This window comes from Stenotrophomonas sp. 1337 (assembly GCF_031455455.1).
GTDB lineage: Bacteria > Pseudomonadota > Gammaproteobacteria > Xanthomonadales > Xanthomonadaceae > Stenotrophomonas > Stenotrophomonas indicatrix.
In genome coordinates this window covers 13,047-22,378 of sequence record NZ_JAVDSR010000002.1, presented here as the reverse complement: position 1 = coordinate 22,378, position 9,332 = coordinate 13,047, and the positions used below count along the sequence as shown (strand labels likewise).

The window sequence follows — 9,332 nt, the reverse complement described above, 5'->3', positions numbered from 1 at the left end:
CGCGACCGAGCTTACAGGGACGTACTTGCAGCGTCCCCCGCAACCGGACCCACTCCGCCATCCCAAGGATCGCCCGCTTTTGCCGTTGCCGTTGCCGTTGCCGTTGATTCGGCGGGTGCAGGGCGCAGCCCTGCCGCCAAATCTATTCCGGCATCAACACCAACCCATCCGGATACACGATCGCCGCTTCATCCGCACTGACATCGAAGAACCCCACGCCGTGCTTCTCGGCCAGGTCCTGCACCCGCCCATGCGCGCGCTCGGCCACCGAGTACGCGAACGCGCCATAGATCACATGGCGGCCGATGCTGTACTCGGTCACCTCGGCGCGATCATCATCGTCATTGCTCAGCGGGCCGTTCATCGGCGGAAACTCCTGCGCCATCTCCGCGAACCATGCCTGCAGCGCCGGGCTGCTGACCGCCGGGTCGTCGTACTCGTGGCTCTCGCCCCACTGCGCCTGCTTCTCGAACCAGGCGATGAACGCCGCCGCTTCACGCGGGGCGACGCTGGCCTCGAACACCATCATGTCGTAACTCATTGAACCGTCCTGTTGCCGTGGCGTAAGGACGCCGGGCATGGCCCGGCGCTACCGGATGACGATGGTAGCGCCGGGCCATGCCCGGTGGATCGCATCAGACGGACGGCGCTGCGGTGTCCGCCAGTCCCGGCGCCAACGCCTTCGCTTCCGGGAACAGCGCAAACCGCAGGCCGACCAGGCCCATCAGCGCCTCGTCGCGCGCCTTGCAGGCGGCCACGCTGCCAACCCGTCCCAGCGAGGTGTCCAGCCGTTCGCGCAGCGCCTCTGCCGCCACAATCGGCTTGCGTGCGGCGATCTGCCGCCGATAGTGCACGGCCACTTCCTCCAGGATGTGCTCGACCGCCTCACGGCTGCGCTCCGGCAGCTCCAGGCGGGCGCGGCGCAGCTGCAGGATGTTCAGGCCGATGCGCGCCTCGTTGAGCATGTCCACCGAGGCGATGTCGCTGCCTTCCGGGGTCGCCGCCAGGCGCGGTGCCAGCAGGCCGAGCAGATCCAGCATGCGCGCGGCGAAGCGCTGGCGATCCTGCTGGCCACGGCCTTCGGCCGCCTCGGCCAGCGTGGTCCAGCCCTGCCGTACCAGCCGGCGCGCGGTCCATTCGGCACCCACCGAGCGGAACAGCCGGGTCATCACCACCGCAAAGCCAATGCCGATGAACATCGCGATCGACGAGTTGGCGAAGGTCTGCACGTTGGCACTGTAGGTGTTCTGCAGGCTGAGCAGCGCAGCCAGGTTGACCGTCAGCGGCAGCGCGAACAGCGCGCTCTTCGGGTGGTGCAGCAGCAGGCCCAACGGCAGGAACACCACTGCCAGCACCAGCGCCAGCAGGCCGAAGTCGTGCACGGCGGGGAACACGCCGAACAGGTACACGCCGGCGACCAGCGAAGCCACCATCGCCCACACCAGGAACGAGACCATGCTCGGCGCCGGGTCGTCCTGTGCCGCGAAGAACGCGGCGGTCACCGCGGCCATCATCGCGCCGTTGCCACCGCCCTCCCAGCCCAGGCCGATCCACAGCACGCAGTAGCTCATCAGCGCCACGCCGGCGCTGAGCGCGGAGAACAGTGCCATGCCGTAGTCGACGTGCTTGTCGGTGGCGGCGCGTTCGGTGCGGATGCGGTAGTGCGCACGGTCCAGCGGCGCGGTGCCCTGGTCGATCGCGTGCTGCAGGGTGCGGCAGTCCTGCCACAGGTCCACCAGCTCCTCCAGGCGCAGCAGCAGGCTGGCCAGCTGCAGGTGCTGCAGATCGCGGTCCACCTGTGGCTTCAGCGCACTGATGCGTGCGCGCAGGCGCGCGTAGTCGCTGGCACTGGACGGCGTGTCGATCCAGTCGTGGATGTCATCGACCAGCGTCGGCAGGCCCTCGGGCAGGGTCTGTCCATCGCTGCGCAGCGCACTCAGGCGGTCGGCGATCGATGACAGCACCGGCAGCAGCAACAGCATGCGTTCGCGCAGGCGCTCCATCGAGACGGCCGCGCCGGCATGGCGTGGGTCATCGCGGCGCAGGAACTCGATCAGCGCCTCGAACTGCACCAGGTCGGCGGCCAGCCGGTTGCGTGGGGCATGCGCGCGGCCGCGCTCGAGGATCTGCCGGCACCACTGCGCCGCGTCCTCCATCCAGTTGCCGATGCGCGCGCCGAGCATCGGCCGCACCGAGGCCGGGAACAGCAGCGAGGCGAACAGCACCGCTACCACCGTACCGAGGATGATCTCCTCGCTGCGCGCCACCACGGTGTCGAAGATGGTCTCCGGCGAGGTCACCGCCGGGAAACCGATGAATGCAGTGGTGTAGCCGGCAAGCAGGAACGCGTAGCCACGTGGGCCACGGTTGAGCAGGGCCAGGAACAGGCAGCCGGCCAGCCAGATCGACATCGCTGCGCTCAGCACCAGCGGCGTTTCCACCAGGGCGGGCAACATCAGCAGGGTGGCCAGGCCGGCGGCCAGGGTGCCGAGGATGCGGTACACGCCCTTGGCCCGGGTCGGGCCCAGCAGCGGCTGGCTGACGATGTACACCGTGCCCATCGCCCAGTACGGGCGCGACAGGTTGCCGGCCATGGCGATATACAGCGCGACGATCGCTGCCAGGTAGGTCTTGATCGAGAACAGCCAGGCCTGGCGGTCGGTCAGCCCGTTCATCGCTTACCTCGCCGCCGTCGGCGCAGACGCAGACGCGGCACTGTCCTGCCAGCCACCGCCCAGTACCAGGAACAGGTGGATCTGGTCGCGCGAGACCTGGGCTTCGGCCGCGGCCAGGGTGGCATCGCTGCTGGCCAGGCTGCGGTCGGCATCCAGGCTGGACAGGTACGGCGTGCGGCCACCCTGGTACAGCCGGCGGTTCTGCTCTGCGGCCATCGCAGCCTGCTCCTGCGCCACGCGCAACGACTGCAGGCGGCGCAGATCCTGCGCATAGCGGTCCAGTGCGGTCTGTGTTTCGCGCAGTGCCTGCAGCACGGCATGGTCGAACTCGGCCAGCGCGGCATCGGCGCCAGCCTCGGCGGCGTGGATGCGTGCATGCGTGCCCGAGGACGGCAGCGTCCATGAGATCAGCGGGCCGAACGACCACTGCTGGGTCATCGGCTGGCCGAAGTCTTCCAGCAGGCCGGCGGCGCCGACCGAAGCGCCCAGGCGGATGTCCGGGTACAGCTCGGCAGTGGCGACACCAATCCGCGCGGTGGCCGAGGCCAGCTTGCGTTCGGCCTGGCGGATGTCGGGACGGCGCTGCAGCAGCGCGCGGCCATCACCGACCGGCAGCGGCTGGGCAAGGGTGGGTGCGTGCGCGCAGTCGATCACCCCGGCCGGCAGCTGGCCCGGGGTCTGCCCAAGCAGTGCCGCCAGCGAATAGGCGGCGGCCGAACGCTGCGCCTGCAGCGGGGGCAATGCGGCTTCCAGCAGCGCGACCTGGGCATTGGCGCGCGCCAGTTCCGGCGGCGTGCCGCGGCCTGCGCTGATCAACCGCTGGGTGACCGAACGGCTGCGCTGCTGCAGCTGCAGGGAATGCTCGGCGACATGCAGCTCATGGTTGGCGTGGCAGATCTCCAGGTAGCTGTCGGCCACCTCGGCCACCACGCTCACCTGGGCCAGGTCACGTGCAGCGGCCACCGACTGTTCGTCGGCGCGGGCTGCTTCGGCACCGCGCTTGAGCTTGCCGAACAGGTCGAACTGGTAGCTCACCGCGAACTTGCCGTCGGCCAGGTTGATCACCGGCAGCTCGTGCTCCTGCAGGAACGACTCGGCCGACAACTGTGCGCGGCTGACGCCGGCTTCGGCCTCGTACTCGAAGCCACCGGCGTCCATCGCCTGCTCGTACACCGCAGCAGCGCGGCGCAGATGCGCGTCGGCGGCCTTCAGTTCGACGTTGTCGCGCAGCGCCTGGGTGATCAGCCCGTCCAGCACCGGGTCGTTGTACAGCGACCACCAGCGTGCCGGCAGTGCCTGGTTGGCAGCCACTTCGGGGTTGTGGGTATCGATGAACGCGGCATTCGCTTGCGGCCGCTTGAATGCCGAGCCCTCGGGCAGCGTGTAATCCGGGCCGACGGTTCTGCACGCAGCCAGGCTGGCCAGCGCGACGATCAGGCCAAGGCGGGGCAGGGCGGCGTTCACAGGCCCGCCTGTGTCGGCGCAGCGCCGGCCTTCTTGTTCTGCACGTGGCGGCCGGTATCCACGGTCACCGTGGCGGTGCGCCCGGCGATCAGCTCCACGCCGGCAGGTACCTCGTCGATGGCGATGCGCACCGGGATGCGCTGCGCCAGCCGCACCCAGTCGAAGGCCGGGGTCACGTTCGGCAGCAGGGTGCTGCCATTGCTGCGGTAGCGATCCTCGATGCCGGCGGCGATGCTTTCGACATGGCCGTGCAGAGGGGTGTCTTCGCCCATCAGGCGGATGTCCACGCGCTGCCCCGGGGCCACGCCGCGCAGGCGGGTTTCCTCGAAGTAGCCATCGATGCGGAACGAACCGGTATCCAGCAGCGCCAGCACCGGCTTGCCGGCCACCACGTAGTCGCCCACGCGCATGGTGCGGTCGTTGACCCGGCCATTGGCCGGTGCACGTACTTCGGTGCGGGCCAGGTTGAGTTCGGCCAGGTCGACCGCGGCCTGTGCGGTGGCCAATGCGGCCTGTGCGGCCTGCAGCTTGGCCCGGCGCACTTCGGCGTCCTCGGCGGCGACCAGATCCTGCAGGCTGCGGTCGCGTCCGATCTCACGGCGCAGCTGCGCGACCGATGCCTGGCGTTCAGCCAGGCTGGCGCGGCTCTGCTCCAGCGCGATGCGGTAGCGCGCGCGATCGATCACGAACAGCAGGTCGCCCTTTTTCACTGCCTGGTTGTCGGCTACCTGCACCGTTTCGACCAGGCCGGACACATCCGGCGCCACCTGCACCACGTCGGCGCCGACGTGGGCATCGCGGGTCCACGGCTCATCCATGTAGTAGACCCACAGCTGGCGCAGCACCAGCAGGGCGACGATCACGGCTGCGCAGGTAAGCAGCACCGGCAGAGTCTTCTTCACGATCTTGTTCACGATTGCATCCAACGCAGGAGGTGGAACAGCAGGCCCAGCACGATCCCGTACAAGGCCAGGTTGAACAGCGCCGGGTGCCATACGTGGCGATAGGCACCGGCACGCTGCAGCAGCGCGTGCAGGCCGCTGTTGACCAGGTAGGCCAACACCATCAACCCGAGCAGGGTCGGGACGAACACTCCGTGGAGACTGAATTCACCGGGCATCGGTAGGGGCGGGGACGGTAGGGGAAGGGGAGGTGGAACAGGACAACGGCAACGGGCAAAAGCCGCTGGCGCATGCACGGCAGCGGCGGTATTCACCGACAACGGGCTTACGTGATGCGGTCGGCAGCCTCGGCCAGCAGGCGCCATGCCTTCAGCACGGCATTCAGTTCATCCATGGAAAGCTCGCCGAACACGTCCTGGCGCAGGCCGATCAACTGGTCTTCCAGTTCGCGCACCAATGCCTGGCCTTCCTCGGTCAGCCACAGCAGGTTGGCGCGGCGGTCGCTGGCATCGCATTCGCGGCGGACCAGTCCACTGGCGCAGAGCTTGTCCAGCAGGCGCACCAGGGAAGGGCCTTCCATGCCCAGCTGCTGCGCCAGCGCGACCTGGCGGATGCCACCGCCGGAGCGGCCGATCATCAGCAGGGGCATGGTGCAGGCGGTGGAGATGCCGTAGCTGCCCAACCGGCTGTCGGCCAGGCGCTGCCACTGCCGCCCTGCGTACAGCAGGCCGGAGCTGAGCTGCATCTGCAGCACGGTGCGCTCGTCGAGGGGGCGGTCCATAAGTAATAGATAGGATACTACTAATTTCATTCCTATCAATAGGTCTTGCTGAATGGGTGGGGTGTATTGAGGAAAGCGTTGCGCCTGCTGGCTATCGGTTGGGGTGGCGGAGGGCCGGGCGGGGTAGGGCACGCTGCAAGTACGTCCCTGTAAGCTCGATCGGCGCATCCATGCGCCTCACGGTCCTACCCCGCCCGGCCCTCCGCCACCCACCCCACATCCCGCGGGCGCGGAGGGTTGGCTCTTCAAGAACAAGAGCGGTAGCGCCGGGTCATGCCCGGCGGCTCCTGGTGGCACCGCTCCGCTCGCCGGGCATGGCCCGGCGCTACCAGAGCACTCTCCGAAGCCATGGACCCCAGCTTTTGACCCCGCTTTCGGGCGGACCGGCCGCGCCCGCAGGAAACCGTCGGAGAGGCGGAGGGGCAGGCAGGGCAGGACCGTCCACGGCATGGATGCCGTGGCCGAGCCTACAAGGACGTACTTGCGGCGTGTCCTGCCCTGCCTGCCCCTCCACCTCTCGCCCAGCAGCCTTGAGGCGCCGCAGGGGATCCCCCGATGAACCGTCCCCAGAGGACGACCCACCCCCCGGTCGGGTACGATGCTCGCCCCCCGTTCGGGCGCTGTATGCAATGAGCAAGAACAACGAAAAGGCCGCCCCGCAGGGCGAAGTGACCCAGGTCCAGGCCGAGGATGCCGTGCGCACCCTGCTGCGTTGGGCCGGTGAGGACCCGACCCGCGAAGGCCTGCTGGATACCCCGCGCCGCGTGGCCGAAGCCTATGGCGACTGGTTCAGCGGCTACCGCGACGACCCGCGCGCCTACATGGAACGCACCTTCGAGGAAGTGGCCGGCTACGACGAACTGATCGTCCTGCGCGACATCGAATACGAAAGCCACTGCGAGCACCACATGGCGCCGATCATCGGCCGCGTGCACGTCGGCTACCTGCCGGCCGGCAAGGTGGTGGGCATCAGCAAGCTGGCACGCGTGGTCGAAGCCTACGCCCGCCGCTTCCAGGTGCAGGAAAAGATGACCGCGCAGATCGCCCAGTGCATCCAGGACGTGCTGCAGCCGGTCGGTGTCGGCGTCGTTGTCGAAGGCGCCCATGAGTGCATGACCACCCGCGGCATCCACAAGCGCGGCGTCAGCATGGTCACCTCGAAGATGCTGGGCAGCTTCCGCGAGGACGCCCGCACCCGCGCCGAGTTCCTGCGCTTCATCGAAGTGGGCGGCAAGCGCTGAGCGCCGTCGCCTCCCGGTGGCGGCCGCGCGTGGCCGCCGCTTTCGCCGTGCCTGCGCCGCGTCTTTGCGCGCGCGCTGGCCGCCGCGCCCTTCCGACCGATCTCGCTGCATGAAGCACCGCGAACGCATCACCCGTTATCGCCACCTGCGCGAACAGCCGCAATGGAAGCTGCTCGCCGCCGACCACGCACCGGAAATCATCGGCCTGCTGCAGGGCCTGCTGATGGACGGCGATCGCACGTTGCCGGCATCGGTTCTCAATGAGCGCCTGCAGCGTGCGCTGGACCAGCTCAACGGCGACGAGTTGTCGCGCGAGCTGCCGCGGACCGCGCAGGCCTACGTCGCCCATTGGCTCGCGCAGGGCTGGCTGGAACGCCGGCTGCCTGAAGGCGCCGACCAGGAGCAGTACGAGCTCTCGACCCAGGCGCTGCAGGCGATCCGTTTCGCCGACAGCATGGAGCAGGCCCGCGTGGCCGCCACCGAGAGCCGTCTGGCACTGGTGATCGAGCAGTTGTCGCAGCTGGCCGCGCAGACCGAGGCCGATCCGGACGCGCGCCTGTCCGCGTTGCGAGACGAACGCGATCGCATCGATGCCGAGATCGCCCGTGTCAGCGCTGGTCGCGTGACGGCCCTGGACGGCAAGCGCGCGCTGGAACGTACGCGGCAGATCATCGGCCTGGCCGACGAGTTGACCGAAGACTTCCGCCGCGTGCGCGACGACTTTGAACAGCTCAACCGTGAGTTCCGTGAACGCATCATCGATGACGAAGGCGAGCGCGGCGACGTGCTGTCCAAGCTGTTCGAAGGCGTGGACGTGATCGGCGAGAGCGACGCGGGCCGTAGTTTCCAGGCGTTCTGGCGCCTGCTCAACGACGCCGAACAGAGCGCCCAGCTCGATGCCGCGCTGGAGACGCTGCTGGCCCGTGGCTTCGCCCGGCGGCTGGATCGCAACGAGCGCAACTTCCTGCGCGGCTTCACCAGCACCATGCTCGAGCGTGGTGGCCAGGTGCATGACGTGCTGCAGAACTTCGCGCGCAGCCTGCGTGGTTTTGTGCAGAGCCGTGGCTACCTGGAACAGCGCCGCCTCAACCAGCTGTTGAAGCAGGCGCAGTCCGAAGCACTGGCACTGCGCGATGACTTCCCGGCGCAGCGCGCCATTGGCCGCGACCTGCAGCTGACCACCAGCCGCCTGCGCTCGTGGTCGCAGTGGAAGCTGCACGACCCGCGCAGCGCGCAGGTCGATGGCAACGTCGAATACAACGATGCGGCCAGCATCAGCCTGGAAAGCGTGGGCGATCTGGTGGCGTCGTCGGAAATCGATTTCCGCACCCTGCGCCGCGACCTGCACGACCTGCTCGACAGGCAGCCGAAACTCAGCATTGCCCAGGCCCTGTCGCAGCGCGAAGCGCCGCAGGGGCTGGGCAGTGTCATCGGCTACCTCTCGCTGGGCACGCGCTTTGGCAGCGTGATCGCCGGCGAACAGGAGCTTGCCGAATGGCGAGGTGGCGACGGACAGATCCGTCGTGCCCGCATCCCGCTGGTTTGGTTTACCCAGGAGAGACGCCATGAGCTGGCATGAAGACCCCATCGATGCACCGCATGCCGACCTGGCCGAAGACGCTTACCAGGCCGAACCGGTGGCGACCGTGGCCCAGCCCCGGCGCGGCAACGACGTCTACTACATGGGCGATACCGGCCGCCTGCCGCTGGATGCGCGCCGCGCGCTGTGCCAGCTGCTGATCGGCCCCAGCATCGACCAGCTGCGTCACGCCAAGCTGTGGCCGGCACTGATCCGCAGCGAAGCCGGTATCCGTTCGGCGCTGTCGGACCTGTTCCTGGAACTGGTGCTCGACCGTGACAGTGGCGTGGCGTTCACCCGCCAGGCCGACACCGAAGATGTCGATGCACCGGTACTGCTGCGCACCTCGCCGCTGACCTTCATCGATTCGGTGCTGCTGCTGTACCTGCGCCAGCAGCTGGGCGAAGCCGATGCGCGTGGCAACCGCGCCGTGGTCGCCGATGCTGAAATGGCCGAAGCACTGGCCATCTACGAAAAGAACCTGTCCACCGACCGCGCCGGCTTCAACCGCCGTGTCGCCTCGGCGGTGCAGAAGATGAAGGACAACCACATCCTGACCCGCCTCGGCGGCCAGGAAGACCGCCACGAAGTCTCGCCGGCGTTGAAGCTGCTGTTCTCCGCCGAAGACGTATCCCAGCTGTCGGCGGTTTACCGCCAGCTGCGCGAAACCCCGGCCGCTGAAGCCTGAGA

The 9,332-nt window shown here is 68.3% G+C and carries 9 protein-coding genes; 3 read left to right on the top strand and 6 right to left on the bottom strand.

Annotation, left to right across the window (positions count from 1 at the left end):
* Positions 1-142: 142 nt before the first annotated feature.
* From J2X70_RS04045 to J2X70_RS04020, 6 genes are all read right to left on the bottom strand, one after another.
* Complete coding sequence (locus tag J2X70_RS04045) at positions 143-541, bottom strand: hypothetical protein (protein ID WP_032978532.1); 399 nt, start codon at positions 539-541, stop codon at positions 143-145.
* A gap of 94 nt (positions 542-635) precedes the next feature.
* The gene (locus tag J2X70_RS04040) at positions 636-2,675 is read right to left on the bottom strand and encodes an FUSC family protein (RefSeq protein WP_218788213.1); all 2,040 of its coding nucleotides are present in this window, start codon (positions 2,673-2,675) and stop codon (positions 636-638) included.
* Between the two features lie 3 nt (positions 2,676-2,678).
* Entirely contained in the window at positions 2,679-4,139 is a 1,461-nt protein-coding gene (locus J2X70_RS04035; protein WP_140228089.1) for an efflux transporter outer membrane subunit, read from the bottom strand.
* Positions 4,136-5,053, bottom strand: coding sequence for an HlyD family secretion protein (locus tag J2X70_RS04030; protein ID WP_025875649.1), 918 nt, complete (start codon positions 5,051-5,053; stop codon positions 4,136-4,138). The genes J2X70_RS04035 and J2X70_RS04030 overlap by 4 nt, the downstream gene beginning before the upstream one ends.
* Entirely contained in the window at positions 5,050-5,259 is a 210-nt protein-coding gene (locus J2X70_RS04025; protein ID WP_025875651.1) for a DUF1656 domain-containing protein, read from the bottom strand. Before J2X70_RS04025 ends, J2X70_RS04030 begins: the two co-directional genes overlap by 4 nt.
* A gap of 107 nt (positions 5,260-5,366) precedes the next feature.
* Positions 5,367-5,822: a MarR family transcriptional regulator gene (locus J2X70_RS04020; RefSeq protein WP_309909086.1), complete on the bottom strand. Its 456-nt coding sequence runs from the start codon at positions 5,820-5,822 to the stop codon at positions 5,367-5,369.
* Between the two features lie 629 nt (positions 5,823-6,451).
* On the opposite strand from J2X70_RS04020, the gene folE reads away from it, so the two are divergent.
* The 3 genes from folE (at position 6,452) to J2X70_RS04005 (ending at position 9,330) form a co-directional block, all read left to right on the top strand.
* Positions 6,452-7,063 (top strand): GTP cyclohydrolase I FolE, encoded by a 612-nt coding sequence (gene folE, locus J2X70_RS04015; RefSeq protein WP_025875657.1) that lies wholly within the window; start codon positions 6,452-6,454, stop codon positions 7,061-7,063.
* A gap of 109 nt (positions 7,064-7,172) precedes the next feature.
* Positions 7,173-8,642 carry a DUF3375 domain-containing protein gene (locus J2X70_RS04010; RefSeq protein ID WP_059065679.1) on the top strand — a complete coding sequence of 490 codons (1,470 nt, stop codon included), beginning with the start codon at positions 7,173-7,175 and terminating at the stop codon, positions 8,640-8,642.
* Complete coding sequence (locus tag J2X70_RS04005; RefSeq protein WP_025875661.1) at positions 8,629-9,330, top strand: DUF4194 domain-containing protein; 702 nt, start codon at positions 8,629-8,631, stop codon at positions 9,328-9,330. The genes J2X70_RS04010 and J2X70_RS04005 overlap by 14 nt, the downstream gene beginning before the upstream one ends.
* The last annotated feature ends 2 nt before the right edge of the window (positions 9,331-9,332 follow it).

Bases quoted from the DNA above. Each gene is read 5' to 3' on its own strand.
- J2X70_RS04045 (WP_032978532.1), bottom strand. From the start codon at position 541: ATGAGTTACGACATGATGGTGTTCGAGGCCAGCGTCGCCCCGCGTGAA.
- J2X70_RS04040 (WP_218788213.1), bottom strand. From the start codon at position 2,675: ATGAACGGGCTGACCGACCGCCAGGCCTGGCTGTTCTCGATCAAGACC.
- J2X70_RS04025 (WP_025875651.1), bottom strand. From the start codon at position 5,259: ATGCCCGGTGAATTCAGTCTCCACGGAGTGTTCGTCCCGACCCTGCTC.
- J2X70_RS04020 (WP_309909086.1), bottom strand. From the start codon at position 5,822: ATGGACCGCCCCCTCGACGAGCGCACCGTGCTGCAGATGCAGCTCAGC.
- folE (WP_025875657.1), top strand. From the start codon at position 6,452: ATGAGCAAGAACAACGAAAAGGCCGCCCCGCAGGGCGAAGTGACCCAG.
- J2X70_RS04010 (WP_059065679.1), top strand. From the start codon at position 7,173: ATGAAGCACCGCGAACGCATCACCCGTTATCGCCACCTGCGCGAACAG.
- J2X70_RS04005 (WP_025875661.1), top strand. From the start codon at position 8,629: ATGAGCTGGCATGAAGACCCCATCGATGCACCGCATGCCGACCTGGCC.